We start from the raw sequence: 19861 nt of genomic DNA on the forward strand, positions 1-19861 counted from the left end.
CACCGTGCTGTGCCGATACCGCGATGAAACGGCTTGCGTATGATGACAGTCCCGCCCGCTTCCGCCGCCGACCATGACCACGCGCTACCAAGCCCTGACCGACGATCTGGCCGGCCGCATCCGTGCCGGCGTGCTGCAGGCCGGCGACAAGCTGCCCTCGGTGCGTCAGCTGTGCGCGCTGCACCAGGCCAGCCCGGCCACCGTCACCCATGCGCTGCACCGGCTCGAGGATGCCGGCCTGATCGAGGCGCGGCCGCGCCAGGGCTTCTTCGTGCGGCGCCAGGTGCGCGCCTTCGCCCCGCCGAGCCAGTGCGCGGTGCCCGGCCTGCCGCAGGCGATCGAGCTCGAAGGCCACCGCAAGCTGGTGCACGAATTCACCCGCAGCCAGTGCCACGACTGGCTCGGCCTGTCGAACATCTCGCCCGACTACTTCCCGACCGAGGCGCTCAACCGCTTGCTCAAGCAGCAGCTGCGGCAGGACCCGGACCTGCTCGGCCGCCATTCGCACCAGTGCGTGCCGGCGCTGCGCGAGCAGATCGCCCGCCGCTCGGTATTGCTCGGCTGCGACTGGCGGCCCGAGGAGATCGTGGTCACCCACGGCGGCCACGAGGCGGCCGACCTGTGCCTGCGGCTCTTGACGCGGCCGGGCGACGTGGTGGCGATCCAGGCGCCGAGCGGCCTGTTGCAGCTCGAATTGCTGGCCGGACTCGGCCTGCGCGTGCTGGAGATCCCGGCCCATCCGTGCGATGGCCTGTCGGTCGAGGCGCTGGCCTTCGCGTTGCGCCACAACCGGGTCGCCGCCTGCGTGGTGACCGCCAACTTCCCCAGCCCGACCGGCAGCCTGATGAGCGACGAGGCCAAGGCGCGGCTGGTGGCGCTGACCGCCGAGCACGGCGTGCCGCTGCTGGAGATCGACACCCTGGGCGACCTCTACCACGGCGACCGCCGGCCCAAGCCGTGCAAGGCCTTCGACCGCGACGGCCGGGTGCTGTACTGCGCCGATCTCGGCGTGCTGGCCGGGCCCGGCGTCGGCATCGGCTACGTGGTGGCCGGGCGCGAGCGGCTGCGGGTCGAGGCCGGCTTGCTGGCGCACGGCGCCGCGGTGCCGCTGCTGATGCAGCGCACGCTGGCCGCCTTCATGGCCAGCGGCCAGTTCGAGCCGCACCTGCGGCGGTTGCGCGGGCGGCTGGCCGACAACCTGTCGGCCTATCGCTGCGAGGTCTACCGCCATTTCCCCGAGGGCACGCGGGTGGCCTGCGCGCCGGGCGGCTACCTGCTGTGGGTCGAATTGCCGGGCGGCATCGACGCCACCGAATTGCGCCGCCGCGCGCTGGTCAGCGGCTATACCTTCGCGCCGGGCGCGCTGTTCAGCCTCGGCGACAGCTTCCGCAACTGCCTGCGCATCAACTGCGGCTACGGCCTCAACGGCGAGATCGCCGAGGCGATCCGGGTGATCGGCGGACTGGCCGGGGCGATGCGGGCCGAGCCGTCGCCGCGCGAACGGGCCGGCGAGGCCGTCCCGGCCTGAGCCGGCGGCGCATCCGCCGATCCGGACAAGGGCCCGGTCGATCGCGCCACGCAGCGCTTTCTCCGCATGCCGTAACTGGAACGGGCGCCCGGGCGGCGCCCTCTCGTTTCATCGGCGCTGGACGTCGTCCATCCCACGCCGGTGCATACCTGTCTCATCCCACTCCAACCGTGTCCTCGGCTCGCGCATCATGGCCTCACTGCAGCACGACGCTGCAACGCAAACCGAACCCGCCACCTCGAGGACACACATCATGAAGACCCGGATCAACGAACTGTTCGAAGGCACCCTGATCGCCGGCCTGGCCGCCCTGTTCGCCGTCGCCCTGATCAGCGGCCCGCAACCGGCCGATACCCCGGCCGCCGCCACCCAGGTGGCCCAGAACGACGGCGCAGCCCGCCATGGCTGAGTCGACGGCAGCAGACGACAGCGACACGGCGCCCCAGGGCGCCGTGTTTCTTTGGGGTTCAAGGACGTGAGCTGCATAAAAAAACCGCCGGCAATGCCGGCGGTCGTCAATTCATCGAGCCGGTCTGCGCGCCGGCTCGATGCTTGCCACGGGTAGGCGTCCGCCGCGGCGGACGCGATGGGAAGTCGGCAATCAGCTCAGCGGCGGCCGGGCGGCTGCGGCCGGCGCCGTCAAGGATGCGCTCGGCCGGTACGGATCGACCTCGTCCAGCGCGTCGGACGGTTCGCCGAAAGGCTCGTCGAGCGCGGGTGCGTAGACCGGTTCGAGAGGGGTCGCCAGCGTGGCCGGGCGGCGCGCGGCGAACGGTTCGATCGCGAAGCGGGCGGGCGCGACCTGGATCGCATCGACGACGGCGTCGACGCGGGCCACGTCGGCGAACAGGCCGCTCAGATCGAGCGCCCGCGCCGGCGCGCAGGTCAGGACAAGCAGCAGGGTCAGGGTGATGCGCAAGACGATGGGCACGTTGCCTCCTTCTGGCCGGCGGTGCGGATCGGGCGCACGGCGGGCGACGGGGCCGCCGCGGCGCATCGGGATCGGCGCCGGCACGGCTGCGCTCGGTGAGCGCGGCGCGCATTATCCATGATGATGGAATATTCCATATGGATATTTGTTGCACTGCGGCAGAACGTGGCAAAAGTGCCACGGTGGGGTTCGCGAAGCGCCGGGACGCAAAAAAGCCGCCGGGGTGAGCGGCGGCTTCTTCGGCGCGGAGCGCGCTGGCGTCAGCGCAGTTCTTCGAACAGCGGCTGCAGCAGGCCGGCGCCTTGCTGCTCGGGCAGCGCCGAACCGTCGCGGTTGGCCATGCGCACCGTGCTGCGTGCGTCCTTGCCCGACACGATGACCAGGTACTCCGGCCCCTGCGGACCGTCGTCGCCCGGCTTCTTGGCATCGTCGCGCCAGAAGGCCAGCTTGTCCCAGAAGCCGCCGCCGTCGTCCTTGTTCTTGCGGAAGGCGCTCGGGCGGATGTAGTAGAGGCCGAGCGAGCGGTCGCGGTCGCTGATGCTGTAGCCGGCGCGTTCGAGCGCCAGGCCGACGCGGCGCCAGGAGCGGTCGAAGCCTTCGTCGAGCTGCACCGTCTGCTTGCCGTCGAGCATGACCAGCTGGGCGCGGGCCGGGCCGGCCGGCAGCGAGGCGGTGTCGCCGGCCTTGCCGTCCACCGGCTTGGACGCCACCACCTGGGCCGCGGCCTCGGCCGTCACGCCGAAGCGCACCAGCAGCAGCTTGAGCTGGGAAGCCTCGCGCTCGGGCTCGGGCGCACGCACGGTCCAGCGCGTTTCACTCTTGTCCTTCTGGGTGAACACTTCTTCCATGCCGCGGTGGCTGATGTAGATCTCGGTGGTGTTCGGATCCTGGCCACGCTCGATGCGCATGCGGTACTGGTCGACCAGGCCGGTGCTGTAGAGCGTGCCGAGGCCGCGGGCGATGACCGCGCGGATGGTGCCGACCGGCAGCTCGGGCTTCTGCTCGAGGTAGTTGGTCTCGAGGATGCCGGTGGCCGGGCTGTCGATGTTGAGCTTGAAGCCCTGCTCGAGCCAGAACTGGCGGGCCTGCGGCCAGACCTGCTCGGCCGGCGCGTTGACCACCAGCCAGCGCTGGCCGCCGGCGCTTTCCATGCGCACCTTGTCGAACTTGGGCAGCACGGCGCCGGTTTCCAGCACCTTCTGGCCTTCGGGCGTCAGCTGCACGCCGTTGAGGCCGGGGATCGCATAGCCGGCGGCCGATTCGGGCGAGCTGAGATCGGGCGGCACTTCGAGCGGACGGTTGCTGATCGACTGGCGCGACTGGGCATAGGCCGGCGCTTCGGGTTCCTGGTCGCCGCCGCCGATGAAGGGAATGTGGACATTGGCGCAGCCGGCGGCCAGGAAGGCGGCGGACAGGGCCGCCGCGGTGCGGGTCGAGCGAATCATGTTGAACGGACTTCCTTGGATCTCGATTAGAGCTCGATGCCTGCTTGCAGCAGGGCAGCGCGGACGGGGGCTTCGCTGGCGGCGGTGAGCGGGGTGAGCGGCAGGCGCAGGCCGGCCGGCATCAGACCCATCTTGCTGACCGCCCACTTGATGGGGATCGGGTTGGCTTCGACGAACAGCTGGGCGTGCAGGCCCTGCAGCTTGTCGTTGGCGGCGCGGGCGGCGGCCAGGTCGCCGCGCAGTGCGGCGGCGCACATCTCGGCCATCAGCTTCGGCGCCGCGTTGGCGGTGACCGAGATCACGCCGTGGCCGCCGAGCAGCATGAAGGCCAGGGCGGTCGCGTCGTCGCCCGAGTACAGCGCGAAGTCGGCGGGCGCGCGCAGCGCCAGGTCGGCGGCGCGGGCGATATTGCCGGTGGCTTCCTTGACGCCGACGATGTTGGGGATCTCGGCCAGCCGGACGATGGTGTCGTTGCTCATGTCGGCCACGGTGCGGCCGGGCACGTTGTACACGATCATCGGAATGGCGACCGCCTCGGCGATCGCCTTGTAATGCAGGTACATGCCCTCTTGCGTGGGCTTGTTGTAGTAGGGCACCACCGACAGCGTCATGTCGGCGCCGGCCTTTTCGGCCAGGCGGGACAGCTCGATCGCTTCGCGGGTGGAATTGGCGCCGGTGCCGGCGATCACCTTGACGCGGCCGCGGGCGGCTTCGACGGTGGCGCGGACGATGGCGATGTGTTCGTCGACGTCGACGGTGGCGGATTCGCCGGTGGTACCGACCGCGACGATGCCTGCGGTGCCGGCCTCGGCGTGGAAGTCCACGAGCTTGGAGAGGCTGGCAAAATCGAGGCTGCCGTCCTCGAACATCGGGGTCACGAGCGCGACCAGACTGCCTTTCAACATGTTGTGCATCCGGGAGGCGGGTAGGGATGGGAGCGGCGATTCTAACCCGAATACGATCCGCTCGTCGTTGCTGCACGGCTAGGTGTGGCCGACCCCGCTTTCGGTTCCCCCGGACCGTTCAGGCCGGGCGCAGGCCGACGTGCTGCGGGTAGTCGGTGATCACCGTATGGACGCCGAATTCGCGCATCAGCTGGTGCTCGTAGGCGGTCTTCGCGCCGTATACCGCGTTGCGGAAACCGAGCGCGTTGGCCTGGCGCAGGATGTCCGGGTCGACGATCTCGCAGTCCCACACCAGGGTGCGCAGGTTGCGGTGCGGCATCACCGCGTGCAAGAGACTGTTGATGGCGGCCGGCCGGTGCGCGCACAGCAGGCCGCAGTCGGCGCCGAGCAGCTCGGCCGCGGCCAGCACCACCTCGTGGCGGAAGGAGGTGACCAGCAGCCGGTGGCTGTCCTCGAAGTGCGACAGCAGCGGCAGCGCCACGCTGGCGGCCGCCGGGGTCTTGATCTCGACGTTCCACAAGGTGTTGGGGAAGGCGTTGAGCGCCTCGACCAGGGTCGGCACGGTATAGCCGCAGACGTCGGACAGCTGCTTGCGCGTCAGCGCGGCGACCGGCTCGCCGCTGGGCGCGACGCGGTCGTGGAACAGCACCGGTTCGTGGTCGGCGCTCACGCGCACGTCGGTCTCGATGCCCTCGAAGCCGAGCTTGAGCGCGGCGGCGAAGGCGTCGAGCGTGTTTTCGGGATGGCTGGCGTGATAGCCGCGGTGGGCGAGCAGATGCATGGCGCAGGTCCTTGCTGGTGCGCGGGCCGGATATCGATGCCGGCGCCGCCGGCGGAACCGCCTCCCCGGTCCCGGCTGCCGCCGCGATGCGCGGCGGTTCCGCCATTCTAGGCCTTAGCTCGCGCCATCGGTTTCGTTATGAGCTCGGATCGATGACACGTTGCAGGCCAAAGCAGATGCGAACGAGCGCAGCGAGGCACCCTCGCGGCGACGAGGGCGGGGGAGTAGGAGCGAATCTAGGAGCGCCGTAGGCCGAGCCTGCTCTGCCCGAAAGCGCCCGGCTTGGCCGGGTGCCTGCTCGGTGGGCCGAGCCGTGGAACCCGGCTGGATCACACCCAGGGCTCGGCCAGTTCCTCGCGCGCGAACACGCGCTGCACCGCCGGCCGCGCCAGCACGCGCTGCAGCCACGGCGCGAGATGGGGGAAGTCGCGCGCCTTGCGGCCGTCGAAGTTGCGGGTCCAGCGGCACAGCATCATGGCGTAGCCGTCGGCCACGCCGTATTGCTCGCCCAGCAGCCAGGGGCCGCCGTGGCCGGCCAGTTGCGCGTCGATCTGCTCGAGCAGCGCCGTCGCCTTGGCCTGGGCATGCGCCTTGACCTGGGCCACTGCGGCCGCGTCGTCGGCCCAGCGCTGCGGATAGAAGTAGACGATCAGCGCGGTCTGCAGCGTGGTGGCCAGCCAGCTCTGCCATTTGTAGAACTCGGCGCGCGCGGCGCTGCCGACCGGCGGGACCAGCGCGGCTTCCGGGTGGGTGTCGGCCAGGTGCAGGCAGATCGCGGCGGTTTCGTACAGCACCAGCTCGCCGTCGCGCAGCACCGGGATCAGGCCGTTGGGATTGAGCTTGCGGTAGGCCGCCGAGGCGAGCTCGCCGCCTTCCTGATCGATGCGGACCAGTTGGTATGGCGCGCCGATCTCCTCGAGGACGATGTGCGGCGCCATGCTGGCGGTGCCGGGGCTGTAGTGCAGGTGGATCATGGGCGGTTTCCTGGCTGGGGGAAAAGGATCGGCCCGCGCGTCGGCAGGGACGGGCGGGCCGCATGCGAGACGAGGATGGCCGGATCGGCCGCGGCGTTCAAGCCGGCCTGGCGGGCGCGGCGGCCTGCGCCGCGCTGCCGCCGACCTGGTCGGCCGCCGGTGCCTCGGCCGGCAGCCGGTCGCCGAAGACCAGCACCACGGCGAACAGCAGGCCGGCCGCGACGAACAGGATCGGTTCCAGCAGGTCGTCGAAACGGTGTTGCGATCCGACGCGTTGAGAGTGGTCGACAGGGTGGTCCATGGTGCCGCTCCTTTTCCGTTCCGACGAGCCCGGCGGGCTGGTTCATGGCCGGGAGTGTGCGAGTCCGCCGCGGCGTTTTCGAGCGGCTTGCGACCAATGTGCGCCGGAGGCGACGAAGCGCCGGTTTCGGGCGCCGGCCAGCGGGCTCAGGCGCAGTTGCACGGTGCCGCCGGTTCGTCTGCCGCGGCGAACAGCGCGCGGATGCGCTGCCACGGACCGCTCGCGGCCAGCTTCGGCAGCGCCAGCCGCGCGCCGTCGATCGCCTGCAGCACCACCTTGCCGCGGCCATGCAGCCGGTATTGCTCACCGGCCTGCAGGATCACGTCGGGGCCGTCGTCCTCGGTCAGCCACAGGCCGCCCTCGCGCACCACGATGCGGAACCCGTCCACGCTGTCCAGCGACAGCACCTGGTCCCGTGCCAAACGTTGCTCGTATTCGATAAACTGGTACAACATTTTCGCGCTCCTTCCGGTATCGCGCCGCGGCCGCCTTCGGGCCTGCGCTGAGTACGGATTCTTCGCTTCCGGCAGGGCCGGGACAATCGATGGTTTTTCAGCGGAGTATTGAATTGGATTCAATATTCGAGACACCTGGACGCTTGCCCTCGCTGCCCGCGCTGCGCGCCTTCGAGGCGGTCGCCCGGCTGGGCAGCGTGGCGCGCGCGGCCGAGGAGCTGTTCGTCACGCCCGGCGCGGTCAGCCACCAGGTGAAGTCGCTCGAGGAGCAGCTCGGCTACCCGCTGTTCGCCCGCCAGGGCCGCGGGCTGGCGCCGACGCCCGAGGGCGAGCGGCTGGCGGTGGTGCTGAACCGGCTGCTGGTCGAGGTCGGCCGCGAGCTGGAGGCGATCGGGCGCGACCGGGCGCGGCCCAAGCTCACCGTCACCGGCCTGCCGTCCTTCGTCGCGCGCTGGCTCACGCCCCGGCTGGGCGGCTTCATCGAGCGCAATCCCGAGGTCGAGCTGTGGGTGCAGTCGTCCAAGCAGGTCGAGCAGCTCGCGGTCGGCGGCATCGACCTGGCGATCCGACTCGGCGCCGGCGGCTGGCGCGGCGTGCACGCCGAGCCCTTCTTCTACGACGAATGCTTCATGGTGGTGGCCAGCCCGAACCTGCCCGGCGGCCTGCCGGAGCGCCCGGCCGACCTGGCCGGCCGCTCGCTGCTGCGCGGCGAGGGCGAGCCGTGGCAGCCCTGGTTCAGGCAGGCCGGGCTCGACTGGCCCGAGCCGACCCAGGGCCTGGTGTTCAACGATTCCGGCCTGCTGGTGCAGGCGGCGGTGGCGGCGCAGGGCGTCGCGCTGGCGCGCCGCTCGCTGGTGTCCGACGACCTGGAGGCCGGCCGGCTGGTGCGGCTGTTCGATGACACCTCGCTGCCGTTCCAGTGGCGCTACTGGCTGGTGACGCCGACCCCGCCGCCGCACCGGCCGGTGCTGCAGACCTTCATCGACTGGCTCAAGGCCGAAGTGCAGGCCAGCTTCCCGAACGACCCGTCCGCCCGCCCATGAGGACCCGACCGATGCTTCGAGCGCGCTTTTCCCCCCGCCTGGGCCTGGCCGCCCTCTGTCTCGCCGCCGTCGCCGGCCTGGCCCAGCCGGCCGAGCGGCCGCGGGTGGCGCTGGTGCTCGGCGGCGGCGGCGCGCGCGGGCTGGCCCACGTCGGCGTGCTCAAGGTGCTGGAGGAGGCGCGCATCCCGGTCGACTGCGTGGTCGGCACCAGCATGGGCGCGCTGGTCGGCGGGGTCTACGCGACCGGCAAGCCGGCGGCCGAGATCGAGCGCGAGGTGCGCGCGGTCGACTGGAACGAGGTGCTCGACGACCGCCCCGGCCGGCGCCAGCGCAGCTTCCACGACAAGCAGGACGACTGGCTCAACCTGATGAGCCTGGGCCTGGGGCTGTCGGACGACGGCCAGCTGCTGCTGCCCAAGGGCGCGATCGGCACCCAGAAGGTCGACCTGCTGATCCGCCAGCTGGTCGACAACGCCGCGCCGACGCGCTTCGACGACCTGCCGCTGCCGTTCCGCGCGGTGGCGGCCGACCTGGAGAGCGGCGACATGGTGGTGCTGTCGCGCGGCGACGTGGCGGCCGCCATGCGCGCCAGCATGGCGGTGCCCGGCGTGTTCCCGCCGGTCGAGCGCGACACCCGGGTGCTGGTCGACGGCGGCATCGCGCGCAACCTGCCGATCGACGTGGCGCGCGGCGTCTGCGGCGACGTGGTGATCGCGGTCGACGTCGGCTCGCCGCTGCTGACGCGCAAGCAGGCCACCGACGTGCTGTCGATCTCCGACCAGACCGTGCGCACGCTGACCCAGCGCAACGTCGACGAGCAGGTGCGCCAGCTGGCCAGCCGCGACATCCTGATCCGGCCCGACCTCGGTGCGCTGTCGTCCACCGATTTCGTCAACGGCGCCGGCGGCATCGAGGCCGGCGAGGCGGCGGCGCGCGAGCTGCTGCCGCAGCTGGCTGCGCTGCGCGTCGACGAGGCCGCCTTCGCCGCCTGGCGCGCGCAGCTGGTGGCCCGCCGCGCGCCGCCGGCGCCGGTACGCGCGGTCGAGGTGACGCCGACCCGCTTCGTCAACCCGGCGGTGCTGAAGGAGGCGCTCGACGTCAAGCTCGGCCAGCCGCTCGACGTGCCGGATTTCCACCGCAAGCTCGGCAATGTCTATGCGCGCGGCGATTTCGAGCAGATCGACTACCGCGTGCTGCCCGGCGCCGACGGCAGCGTGGTGGAGCTGCAGCCGCACGAGAAGCCGTGGGGGCCGGGCTATCTCGACATCGGCCTCGGCCTGCGCACCGACTTCGAGGACGACGCGGCCTTCATGCTGCAGGCGCAGTACCGCCGCGCCTGGATCAACCGGCTCGGCGGCGAATGGAAGACGCGCGCCTGGCTCGGCGATGCGCGCGGGCTGGCCAGCGAGTTCTACCAGCCGGCCACCCTCAACGGCGAGCTGTTCGCCGCGATCGGCGGCAGCGTGGCCGACGACCCGATCCCGCTCTATTTCAGCGAGCGGCGCGAGGCCGAGTACCGGCGCAAGCGGCGGGTGGTCAATTTCGACATCGGTTCGGTATGGGGCCGCTGGGGCGAGGTGCGGCTGGGGCTGGAGCGCAGCCGTTCGCGCTTCTCGCGCGCGACCGGCGCCTCGACGCTGCCCGATTCGGTCGACGACGACGGCGGCGTGCGCTTCAGCCTGGCCTACGACCAGCTCGACAGCGCGCGCTATCCGCGCGAGGGCAGCTATGCGCGGCTGGACCTGTTCCATGGCCTGCAGACGCTCGGCGCCGATTCCAACTACCTGGCCAGCCAGCTGTCGCTCAAGCATGCGCGGCGGGTCGGCGACTGGTCGGGCCTGATCGACTTCTCCTATGCGCGCGGCACGGCCGACTCGATCGAGACGCTGCCGGCGGCCGGCGGGCTGTTCAACCTGTCGAGCTATCCGCAAGACTCGATCCGGGCCGAACACATCATGCGCGGCCGGTTGCGCATCTCGCAGGACGTGACGCGGCTGGCGCCGCTGTTCGGCACGGCCGGCTTCTGGGGCCTGTCGCTCGAGGCGGCGCGCGTCGAACGCTCGGTGTTCGACGGCAATTTCGACGACGACGACGACGCGGTGCTGTATTCGACCGCGCTGTTCGTCGGCAGCGATACGCGGATCGGGCCGGCGTATTTCGGCATCGGCTATGGCGGCAATCACCATGCGCGCGTGTACATGAGCATCAATGGGGGGTTCTGAGGTTCGAGCGGGGAGGCCGGTGAGTGGGGCCGGCGTCTTTTGGGCAGCGGACCTGGTGTCCTGTGGCCGGCTTGGCGCCCGGTGGCCGATGGGTCGCCCCGTGAGTGCGGCGCTGCATGCCCTCTCCCTCCGGGAGAGGGCAGGGTGAGGGAGCGATGGTCGAACAGTTGCCGACCGGCAGCGAGTGACTGAACGGTCGCTCCCTCACCCCAACCCTCTCCCGGAGGGAGAGGGAGCAGGCAGCACGGTCGGACGCGGCGCATACTGAAAGCCCTTCACCCTTCACCCTTCACCCTTCACCCTTCACCCTTCACCCTTCACCCTTCACCCTTCACCCTTCACCCTTCACCCTTCACCCTTCACCCTTCACCCTTCACCCTTCACCCTTCACCCTTCACCCTTCACCCTTCACCCTTCACCCCCGCCGCAACGCCGTCCCCCGCTGCCGCTGCCACACCCTTCGCAGATCGCGCGCCGAGCCGAAGCCGCCGGCCTCGGCGATCCGTTCGAGCGAGCGGCCGGCGTCGGCCAGCAGCGGTTCGACGTGGGCCAGCTGCAATTGCTGGCGGTAGTCCAGCGGCGCGATGCCGGCATGCTCGCGGAACAGCCGCGCCAGGTGGCGCGGGCTGACGCAGGCGATGCGCGCCATCTCGGCCAGCGGCCAGCCGCGCGACGGATCGGCGCTGATCGCGTCCTGCACGCGGTGGATCGCCGGGTGCAGGTGGTTGCGGTGGGCCAGGAAGGGCGACAGCTGCGGCGCATCGCCGTCGCGGCGCAGCCAGACCACCATGTCGCGCGCCACTTCGAGCGCGGTGCGCGGGCCGGCCTCGGCGGCGATCAGCTCGAGCGCCAGGTCGATGCCGGTGGTGACGCCGGCCGAAGTGGCGACGCCGCCGTCGATCACGAACACCCGGTCGTCCTCGACCCGTGCCCGCGGCGCCAGGGCGCGCAGCCGTTCGGTCAACGTGTGGTGAGTGGTGCAGCGGCGGTCGTCGAGCAGGCCGGCCGAGGCGGCCACCAGTGCGGCCGAGCAGATGGTCAGCAGCTTCACGTCCGGCCGCCATACCTGCCGCAGCCAGTCGATGGTGGCGCGTATCGCCGCCTGGCCCAGCCCCTCGACGGTGCTCGACAGCCCCGGGATCACTAGCCAGGCGCCGGCCGGCAACTGCGCCGGCAGCGGGGCGACCCCGTCGAGCGCCAGGCCCAGCGAGGTGCGCGGCCGCGGCTCGGGGCCGACGTGCTGCAGCGCGAAGCGGCCGCCGAAGCCGTTGGCGATGCGCAGCGCCTCGGCCGGTCCGGCGAAGTCGGTCAGCAGCACGCCGGGCAGCAGTACGAAGTAGACGTCGATCGGGTCCATGCCGGTTACCTGTTCCTCGTGGTTTCGCCGAATGCGTCCGGGAGCTGGCGCGCCAGCCGATCTGCGCGGACTTGTCGAGGGTGCCGTAGGAGCGGCTTCAGCCGCGAATGGCGGCAGCGGATGCCCGGCCATTCGCGGCTGAAGCCGCTCCTACAGGATGTTCGCGCCGATCGATCGGCGAGCGGTCGTGGTCATGCGGTAGGTGCCGTCCGTCCCTCGCAGGGCTTGTAGACCCGCGTGGTGGAAGCCGGGTCGCGCGCCAGCCTGGCGGTCGGCCGGGCCGGCCGCGGCAGCAGCTCGCCGCCGCAGTTGGGGCAGATGCCGGCCAGCGTGCCGCTCACGCAGTCGGCGCAGAAGGTGCATTCATAGCTGCAGATATAGGCGCCGGCGGCATCGGCCGGCAGGTCGCGGTCGCAGCATTCGCAACCGGGGCGCATGGCGAGCATGGGGAATCCTTTCTCGAAAATCGACGGGCTAACGGTACGGGAAAAGCCATCACCACGAAGGACACGAAGGCTCACGAAGGAAGGGCGTTTGCAAAGGGGACATCAGCTTTGCCGTCCTTTGTCGGCCTTCGTGGTGAAGAATCTGGACAGACCCGATCAGCCCGCCAGCTCCGCCGCCACCTGGTCCACCGTGCGGATGCGGGCGAAGCGGCCGGCCAGCACCAGCTCGGTCCTTTCCTTGATCTCTGCCGGGCTGTAGACGCGGCCGCCGGCGTGGCGCATCGGGAAGGTCAGCGTCGCCTCGGTCACGTAGTCGACCTCGAAGCCCAGGTCCGAGCCGTGGCGGGTGGTGGTCTCGCAGCATTGCTCGGTGCGGATGCCCGACACGATCAGCCGCTCGATGCCGCGTTCGCGCAGCCAGCCGGCCAGGCCGGTATCGACCAGCGCGCTGTGCACGCGCTTCTCCACCGTGTGGTCGGCCTGCGGATCGCTGCCGTCCAGCGCCGCCACGCGGCCCGACTCCTTGCGGAAGGCCGGGTCGTCGTCGAGGTGGAACACCCGCACCACCGGCAGGCCGGCCGCGCGGGCGACGGCGATCAGCCGGTTCTGCGCCGCCAGGTAGGCGGCGAGATCGTCGTCGCGCCAGTAGGGCGCGTGGCGGAACGATTCCTGGACATCGATCACGAGCAGTGCAGCGGACATTTTCGTCTCCGTTCGGGTTGAAGTGCCACCACTGTATGCCTCGCATCGCAAGGATACAGCGCCCGAAGCGGACCAGGGCGGGACGGATCAGGACATCGTCGCTGCGGCGCGTGCGCTGGCCAGCCAGGGATCGCAGTGCGGATCGGTGGCGAAGGCGCGGAAGCGCTCGACGATGTAGTCGGCCGCGCCGCGCACCTTGGCCGACAGGAAACGCCGGCTCGGAAAGGCCAGGCACAGGTCGAGCCGGCCGGCGCGCCAGCCGGGCAGCACCTCGACCAGCTCGCCCAGCCGCAGCGATTCGCTGACCACGAAGGAGGGCAGCACCGCGACGCCCATGCCGGCCACGCAGCTCTCGCGCAGCACCTCGCTGGCGTTGCACAGCAGTGCCGGCGCGGGCCAGGCCAGCGTCAGCGTCTCGCCGTCGTCGCGCGTCAGCTTGCCGCTCAGGTATTGCGGATCGCTGATCAAGAGGTCGTGGCCGGCCAGCGCGGTCGGATCGTCGGGCCGGCCGCGCGCGGCGAGATAGCCGGGCGCGGCGCAGAAGATCAGGTCGGAATGGGCCAGCCGGCGCGACACCAGGCTGCTGGCCAGGCCCTGCTGCTCGAACAGCAGCGCCAGGTCGAAGCCTTCCTCGACCAGGTCGACCGCGCGGGTGCCGAGCACCAGGTCGACGGTGACCTCGGGAAACGCGGCGCGGTAGGCCGGCAGCACCGGCACCACGTGGTGTTGGGCGAAGGCCAGCGGCGCATAGGCGCGCAGCACGCCGCGCGCCTCGCCCTGGCGCGCGCTGAGCATGCCCTCGGCCTCGGCCACCGCCTCGAGGATGTCGTGGCAGCGCGCGAGATAGGCGCGGCCCATGTCGGTCAGCGACAGCTTGCGGGTGGTGCGCTGCATCAGCCGCACGCCGAGCCCGGCCTCGAGCTCGGACACGATCAGCGAGACCGAGGCCTTGGACAGCCCGAGCGCTTCGGCCGCCCGCACGAAGCTGCCGCTCTCGGCGACCTTGACGAAGGTCTGCATGGCGCGAAACCGGTCCATCGCGAAAGTTCCTCAAAATTGTTTAGAAATTCTAAACAGTGAATTGAATTATCGCTGATTTATCGCTATGGGGTCGAACTGTAGGATGCGAACCGTTGCAGCACAGAACGCAACCGCCGGCCGACAACCGGTGTACTTCGCAAACCTCCAAGGAGTAACAGCATGTCCATGACCAAACAGACCATCGCCCTGACCGCCCTGATCGCTGGCCTCGGTGCAGTCCCGGCCATGGCCGATACGAGCGGCACCTACGTGTTCGGCCAGGCGACCCACGCCCGGGAAACCGACGGTGCCAAGAACGTCGGCAACGGCCTCGGCGCCGGTGTCGGTTACCGCTTCAACGACAACTTCGCCGTCGAAGGCGGCTACACCGGTCTGCGCGATCGCCACAACGGCATGGCCGACCAGAGCGCCAACGTGCGCGGCGTCGCGATCCTGCCGGTGACGCCCAAGGTCGACGTGTTCGGCAAGCTCGGCTACGCCCGTACCGGCGACACGCTGGGCAGCGGCGGCAAGGACGGCCTGACCGCCGGCGTGGGCGCCAGCTACGCGCTCGACCAGAACTGGTCGATCCGCGCCGACTACGACCGCCTGAAGGACCGCGGCGACCAGAAGCTCAACACCTACTCGGCCGGCGTGCAGTACAAGTTCTGATCGCCGCCGCAACCCGGATCACGCAGTACGCAATTGCTTCATCGAGTCTCCTCACTCCCCTGATTGAACGCGCGCCTTCGTGGCGCGCTTTTTTTTGGAATTCTTCGGGAAGGTGTTGCGGCGACGCGTTCAGCCCGCCGGCGGCGCGCCGGCCAGCCGGCGGCGCAGCAGGCCGAGTTCGTCCACCAACCGGTCGAGCTCGGCCTCGTTCAGCCCGCAATGCTGCTGGATCGCGCAGTGCATCTCGCCGGCCTGCTGGCGCAGCGCGCGGCCGGATTCGGTGAGGGTGATCACCAGGTTGCGCTCGTCGGCCGCGTCGCGGCGGCGCTGCAGGTAGCCGGCCGCCTCCAGTCGCTTCACCAGCGGCGTCACCGAACCCGGATCCTGCTGCAATTGCGCCGCCAGGTCCTTGAGGCCGATGCCGTCCTTCTCCCACAGCGCCAGCAGCACCAGGTATTGCGGATAGGTCAGGTTCAGCGGGTCGAGCAGCGGCTTGTAGCGCTGCGTCATCTGCAGCGAGGTGGCGTAGAGCGCGAAGCACAGGTGGCGGTCGAGCGCCGGCGGGAAGGTATCGGCCATGGCGGGGGAGGGCGGCGGTGGGATGCCGCACTCTAGCGGCTCGGCGCCGGGCGAGGAAGCGCCCGGGCCGTCGGCGGGACGGCGGATCCTGGCCTCCTCCCGCCGGTTCGCAGGCCGGATCGTAGGGCCGCGCCGGCGCGCTGCCGGTACGGCCCGACCGCTTACTGCAGATGCCGCTTCAGCTCCACCCCGGCCTGGCGCAGCGCGGCGCGAGTGGCCGGGACCTGGCTCAGCGCGTTGAGCAGGCCGAAGTCGTGGATCATGCCGTTGTAGCGGGTGACCGTGACGTCGACGCCGGCCGCGTCGAGCTTGCGGCCGTAAGCTTCGGCCTCGTCGCGCAGCACGTCGAATTCGGCGGTCTGGATCAGCGCCGGCGGCAGGCCGGCCAGTTGCGCGGTGCTGGCCTGCAGCGGCGAGGCATGGCGGTCGGCGCGCTCGGCCGCGTCGGTGGTGTAGGCGTCCCAGAACCACTTCATCATGTCGCGGCTGAGGAAATGGCCGTCGGCGAAGCGGGTGTAGGACTCGGTGTCGAAGCGGGCGTCGGTCACCGGCCACAGCAGCAGCTGGAAGCGCAGCTTCGGCCCGCCGCGTTCCTTGGCCAGCAGGGTCAGCGCCGCGCTCATATTGCCGCCGACGCTGTTGCCGGCCACCGCCAGCCTGCTGCCGTCGACGCCGATCTCGCGGCCGTGGCCGGCGACCCAGCGGGTGGCGGCGTAGATCTCCTCGATCGCCGCCGGGTAGCGCGCTTCGGGCGAGGGCGTGTACTCGACGAATACCGCGGTGGCGCCCGAGGCGTCGACCAGGTCGCGCACCAGCCGCTCGTGGGTCGGGTAGTCGCCGAGGATCCAGCCGCCGCCGTGGATGAACATGAAGGCCGGGGTCAGGCCGCGCGCCGCTTGCGGCCGCACCACGGTGAGCGCGACCTTGCGGCCGTCCTGCTCGACGGTCTTGCGCTCGACCTTGGCCGGCGCCAGCGCGACCTTCGTTCCGGCCTGGGCGCCGACCAGCACGGCGCGGGCGTCCTTGGGCGCCAGCGTTTCGAGCGGCGGGCCGCCGGCCGCGGCCAGCGCGTCGAGGAAGCCCTGGGTGCGGCGCTCGACGCCGGGACTGCCGGCGGCGAGGGCCTGGCCGAGGGCGAGCGAGAGGACGGCGGCGGCGAAGGTCTTGCTGAGTGCGTTCATGGTCGGGCTCCTGGATTCGATTGCGGGTTGGATGGACTTGGGGCGGGGCGTTCCGCCGGGCTGTCAGATGTTTCAGGCTGGTTGTGCCTGCTATTTATTTGCGTGCTAACTAAATGATGGCAGTGAGCCATGTGCAGCATGGCTCCGATGAATGCTTGTTCGAGGCCATGGACGGCAATGTACCCAACAAATAATTTGTGTGCAAATTATTTGTGTAAATTTATGGTGTGAGGTGTGAGGTGTGAGGTGTGAGGTGTGAGGTGTGAGGTGTGAGGTGTGAGGTGTGAGGTGTGAGGTGTGAGGTGTGAGGTGTGAGGGGGTGAGGGGTGAGGGGTGAGGGGTGAGGGGTGAGGGGTGAGGGGGAGGTGCGCCGGGTGGACTTGAGCTGTGGCCACCCTCTCCCCCGGGAGAGGGCAGGGTGAGGGAGCGTCGGTTCAGCCTGAAATGCAGGCCATTCGGCTACTCGACGGCCGCACCCTCATCCTGCGCCGGATCCCACTCCCGGCACACGGCGTCGGGCGTGGCCGGAGAAGCCACGCCCTCGGCCGACTAACGCGGCGCGAACAGCTGCAGGATGCTGGAGAAATCCAGCCCGCCCTTGCCCTGGCCCGAATGCAGCGCATACAGGCTGCGCGCCTCGGCGCCGAGCGGCGTCGCCGCCTTGGCCGCCAGCGCGGCCTCGAGCGCCAGGCCCAGGTCCTTCAGCATCAGGTCGACGCCGAAGCCGCCCTCGTAGCCGCGGCTGGCCGGCACGCCGTCCATCACGCCGGGCCAGGGGTTGTATTTCTCCAGGCTCCAGTTGCCGCCCGAGCTCACCTTCATGATGTCGCTGAGCACCTTCGGGTCCAGCCCGTTGGCCACGCCGAGGTTGAGCGCCTCGGCGGTGCCGATCATGTGGATCGCCAGCAGCATGTTGTTGGCGATCTTGGCCACCTGGCCCGCACCGGCGGCGCCGGCATGGAACAGGTTGCGGCCCATCTTCTCCAGCACCGGCCTGGCGCGCTCGAAATCGGCGGCGTCGCCGCCGACGATGAAGGTCAGCGTGCCGGCCGCGGCGCCGACGGTGCCGCCCGACACCGGCGCGTCGAGCACCGCGATGCCGCGCGCGGCCGCCGCGGCGTGCACCTTGCGCGCGCTGGCCGGGGCGATGGTCGAGCATTCGAGCACCAGCGCGCCGGGCGCGATGCGGCCGAGCAGGCCGTCCTCGCCGAGGTAGAGCGACTCGACGTGGGCGCTGGCCGGCAGCATCGACACCACCACCTCGGCGCCGTCGACCGCCTCGGCCGCACTGGCGGCGGCGGTCGCGCCGGCCGCCACCGCGGCGGCGATCGCGGCCGGCACCAGGTCGAACACCGTCAGGGGAAAACCGGCGCGCAGCAGGTTGGCGGCCATCGGGCCGCCCATGTGGCCCAGGCCGATGAAAGCGATGCGGGTCATGGCGGTCTCCTCAGCGCAGCGCGATGGTGGTGTTGACCGGGCCGGCGGTGGCCGCGTCGTCGAACCAGCGCGCGGTCACGGTCTTGGTATGGGTGTAGAAGCGCACCACTTCCTTGCCGTAGGGGCCGAGATCGCCGAGCCGGCTGCCGCGCGAGCCGGTGAAGCTGAAGAAGGGCACCGGCACCGGGATCGGCACGTTGATGCCGACCTGGCCGACGTCGACGTCGTGCTGGAAGGTGCGGGCGGCGGCACCGGACTGGGTGAAGATCGCCGTGCCGTTGCCGTAGGGATTGGCGTTCACGAATTCGATCGCCTCGGCCAGCGTGTCGACTTCGACGATGCACAGCACCGGGCCGAAGATCTCCTCGCGGTAGATGTGCATCTCCGGTTTCACGCCCGAGAAGATGGTCGGGCCGACGAAATTGCCCTGCTCGTAGCCGGCCACCTGCGGATTGCGGCCGTCGAGCTCGAGCTTGGCGCCTTCCTCGACGCCCTGGCCGATCAGCTTCTCGACCCGCACGCGCGCCTGCAGGTTGATCAGCGGGCCCAGATCGGCGCCGGCCTCGTGGCCGGCATTGACCTTGAGCGTCTGCGCGCGCGCCACGATGTCGGGAATCCACTCGCGCGCGGCGCCGACCAGCACCGCCACCGAGGTCGCCATGCAGCGCTGGCCGGCCGCGCCGAAGGCGGCGCCGACCAGGGCATTGAGCGCCTGCTCCTTGTTGGCGTCGGGCAGGAACACCGCGTGGTTCTTGGCGCCGAGCATGGCCTGCACGCGCTTGCCGTGCGCCGTGCCGCGCTCGTAGACGTGGCGGCCGACGCCGACCGAGCCGACGAAGGAGATCGCCTTGATGTCCGGGTGGTCGCAGATCGCGTTGACCGCGTCGGCCGCGCCGTGCACCACGTTGAGCACGCCGGGCGGCAGGCCGGCCTGCTGCGCCAGCTCGGCCAGCAGCATCGGCGTCAGCGGATCCTGCTCGCTGGGCTTGAGCACGAAGGTGTTGCCCAGCACGCAGGCCATCGGGAACATCCACAGCGGGATCATGGCCGGGAAGTTGAACGGGGTGATGCCGGCGCAGACGCCGAGCGGCTGGCGGATCGCGTAGGTATCGACGCCGCCGGCCACGTTCTCGGCGAATTCGCCCATCTGCAGCGTGCCGACCGCACAGGCGTGCTCGACCACTTCGAGGCCGCGGAACACGTCGCCGCGCGCGTCGGCCAGGGTCTTGCCCTGCTCGCCGGTCAGCGTGGCGGCCAGCGTGTCCATATGCTCGCGGATCAGGGCCTGCAGGCGCAGGAACACGCGGGCGCGCTCGGCCAGCGAAGTGGCGCGCCAGGCCGGAAACGCGCGCTTGGCGGCCGCCACCGCCAGGTCGACCTCGTCGGCGCCGCACAGCGGCACGCGCGCCAGCACTTCCTGGCTGGCCGGGTTGATCACTTCGCGCCAGTGGTGGGCGGTCGATTCGACGAACTGGCCGTCGATCAGCAGCTTCACGGTGGGGGCAGTCATGTCTCGCTCCGTTGTCGTTTGGGTTGGCGGGCTTTGTAGCGCTGAATTGACGTTAGCGTCAATCGAATCACCTTCGCGTCAGCCGATTCGTTCAAGTCGCTGCCGCTTGGACTGGCTAAGATGCTTGCCGTTGCGCGCCGTTCGGCGTGGCCGCGGCCGGTTATGGCCGTGATTCGTCATCGCTGGATCGGCGGGCTGCAGATTGGCCGGTAGGTCGGGCTTTATGCCCGACAGTGCCGCGGATTGAAGTCGCCGTCGGGCATAGAACCCGACCTGCCACGCTGCTGACGGCGGCATGCACCGTAGGAGCGGCTTTAGCCGCGAATGTCCGCCGAACGCCGACATGGTGGGAAATGAACGACATTCGCGGCT

Annotated in this window: 20 protein-coding genes; 5 read left to right on the forward strand and 15 right to left on the reverse strand. The window is 70.4% G+C overall.

Features of this window, described 5'->3' with window-relative positions; translation table 11 throughout:
* Positions 1–73: 73 nt before the first annotated feature.
* Both H9L41_RS06915 and H9L41_RS06920 read left to right on the forward strand, forming a co-directional pair.
* A complete protein-coding gene (locus H9L41_RS06915) occupies positions 74–1528 on the forward strand; it encodes an aminotransferase-like domain-containing protein (RefSeq protein WP_051318989.1) in 1455 nt (484 codons plus the stop codon).
* A gap of 253 nt (positions 1529–1781) precedes the next feature.
* The gene (locus H9L41_RS06920; RefSeq protein WP_157461966.1) at positions 1782–1937 is read left to right on the forward strand and encodes a hypothetical protein; all 156 of its coding nucleotides are present in this window, start codon (positions 1782–1784) and stop codon (positions 1935–1937) included.
* Positions 1938–2129: 192 nt separating this feature from the next.
* Here H9L41_RS06920 and H9L41_RS06925 read toward each other — a convergent pair whose 3' ends face one another.
* From H9L41_RS06925 to H9L41_RS06955, 7 genes are all read right to left on the reverse strand, one after another.
* On the reverse strand, positions 2130–2459 hold the full coding sequence (locus H9L41_RS06925) for a hypothetical protein (protein WP_034606888.1): 330 nt from the start codon (positions 2457–2459) through the stop codon (positions 2130–2132).
* A 260-nt stretch (positions 2460–2719) separates the two neighbouring features.
* A complete protein-coding gene (bamC, locus tag H9L41_RS06930; protein WP_051318990.1) occupies positions 2720–3904 on the reverse strand; it encodes an NlpB/DapX family lipoprotein in 1185 nt (394 codons plus the stop codon).
* Positions 3905–3930: 26 nt separating this feature from the next.
* On the reverse strand, positions 3931–4809 hold the full coding sequence (dapA, locus tag H9L41_RS06935; RefSeq protein WP_028446172.1) for a 4-hydroxy-tetrahydrodipicolinate synthase: 879 nt from the start codon (positions 4807–4809) through the stop codon (positions 3931–3933).
* A gap of 118 nt (positions 4810–4927) precedes the next feature.
* Positions 4928–5590 (reverse strand): glycerophosphodiester phosphodiesterase, encoded by a 663-nt coding sequence (locus H9L41_RS06940; protein ID WP_028446173.1) that lies wholly within the window; start codon positions 5588–5590, stop codon positions 4928–4930.
* Positions 5591–5919: 329 nt separating this feature from the next.
* On the reverse strand, positions 5920–6564 hold the full coding sequence (locus tag H9L41_RS06945) for a glutathione S-transferase family protein (protein ID WP_028446174.1): 645 nt from the start codon (positions 6562–6564) through the stop codon (positions 5920–5922).
* Positions 6565–6661: 97 nt separating this feature from the next.
* On the reverse strand, positions 6662–6865 hold the full coding sequence (locus H9L41_RS06950) for a hypothetical protein (protein WP_028446175.1): 204 nt from the start codon (positions 6863–6865) through the stop codon (positions 6662–6664).
* A 146-nt stretch (positions 6866–7011) separates the two neighbouring features.
* On the reverse strand, positions 7012–7320 hold the full coding sequence (locus tag H9L41_RS06955) for a DUF2917 domain-containing protein (RefSeq protein WP_034606890.1): 309 nt from the start codon (positions 7318–7320) through the stop codon (positions 7012–7014).
* A gap of 143 nt (positions 7321–7463) precedes the next feature.
* Here H9L41_RS06955 and gcvA point away from each other — a divergent pair, with 143 nt between their 5' ends.
* Together gcvA and H9L41_RS06965 are read left to right on the forward strand one after the other, a co-directional pair.
* Positions 7464–8363, forward strand: a complete 900-nt coding sequence (gcvA, locus tag H9L41_RS06960; protein WP_245589204.1) for a transcriptional regulator GcvA — start codon at positions 7464–7466, stop codon at positions 8361–8363.
* Between the two features lie 11 nt (positions 8364–8374).
* The gene (locus H9L41_RS06965; RefSeq protein WP_051318992.1) at positions 8375–10585 is read left to right on the forward strand and encodes a patatin-like phospholipase family protein; all 2211 of its coding nucleotides are present in this window, start codon (positions 8375–8377) and stop codon (positions 10583–10585) included.
* Between the two features lie 415 nt (positions 10586–11000).
* On the opposite strand, the gene H9L41_RS06970 is transcribed toward H9L41_RS06965, so the two are convergent.
* From H9L41_RS06970 to H9L41_RS06985, 4 genes are all read right to left on the reverse strand, one after another.
* Positions 11001–11942 carry a GlxA family transcriptional regulator gene (locus tag H9L41_RS06970; RefSeq protein WP_028446304.1) on the reverse strand — a complete coding sequence of 314 codons (942 nt, stop codon included), beginning with the start codon at positions 11940–11942 and terminating at the stop codon, positions 11001–11003.
* 191 nt (positions 11943–12133) lie between these two features.
* Positions 12134–12388 carry a DUF1272 domain-containing protein gene (locus H9L41_RS06975; RefSeq protein WP_028446305.1) on the reverse strand — a complete coding sequence of 85 codons (255 nt, stop codon included), beginning with the start codon at positions 12386–12388 and terminating at the stop codon, positions 12134–12136.
* Positions 12389–12544: 156 nt separating this feature from the next.
* Positions 12545–13090, reverse strand: coding sequence for an isochorismatase family protein (locus tag H9L41_RS06980; protein ID WP_028446306.1), 546 nt, complete (start codon positions 13088–13090; stop codon positions 12545–12547).
* An 87-nt stretch (positions 13091–13177) separates the two neighbouring features.
* Positions 13178–14128, reverse strand: a complete 951-nt coding sequence (locus tag H9L41_RS06985; RefSeq protein WP_034607046.1) for a LysR family transcriptional regulator — start codon at positions 14126–14128, stop codon at positions 13178–13180.
* Positions 14129–14290: 162 nt separating this feature from the next.
* Here H9L41_RS06985 and H9L41_RS06990 point away from each other — a divergent pair, with 162 nt between their 5' ends.
* Positions 14291–14782, forward strand: coding sequence for a porin family protein (locus tag H9L41_RS06990; protein ID WP_028446307.1), 492 nt, complete (start codon positions 14291–14293; stop codon positions 14780–14782).
* Positions 14783–14911: 129 nt separating this feature from the next.
* On the opposite strand, the gene H9L41_RS06995 is transcribed toward H9L41_RS06990, so the two are convergent.
* From H9L41_RS06995 to H9L41_RS07010, 4 genes are all read right to left on the reverse strand, one after another.
* Entirely contained in the window at positions 14912–15361 is a 450-nt protein-coding gene (locus tag H9L41_RS06995; protein WP_028446308.1) for a MarR family winged helix-turn-helix transcriptional regulator, read from the reverse strand.
* Between the two features lie 161 nt (positions 15362–15522).
* A complete protein-coding gene (locus tag H9L41_RS07000) occupies positions 15523–16542 on the reverse strand; it encodes an alpha/beta hydrolase (protein ID WP_028446309.1) in 1020 nt (339 codons plus the stop codon).
* A gap of 549 nt (positions 16543–17091) precedes the next feature.
* Positions 17092–17979, reverse strand: coding sequence for a 3-hydroxyisobutyrate dehydrogenase (mmsB, locus tag H9L41_RS07005; protein WP_028446310.1), 888 nt, complete (start codon positions 17977–17979; stop codon positions 17092–17094).
* 10 nt (positions 17980–17989) lie between these two features.
* Positions 17990–19489 carry a CoA-acylating methylmalonate-semialdehyde dehydrogenase gene (locus H9L41_RS07010; RefSeq protein WP_028446311.1) on the reverse strand — a complete coding sequence of 500 codons (1500 nt, stop codon included), beginning with the start codon at positions 19487–19489 and terminating at the stop codon, positions 17990–17992.
* Between the last annotated feature and the right edge of the window lie 372 nt (positions 19490–19861).

Source organism: Chitinimonas koreensis (assembly GCF_014353015.1).
GTDB lineage: Bacteria > Pseudomonadota > Gammaproteobacteria > Burkholderiales > Chitinimonadaceae > Chitinimonas > Chitinimonas koreensis.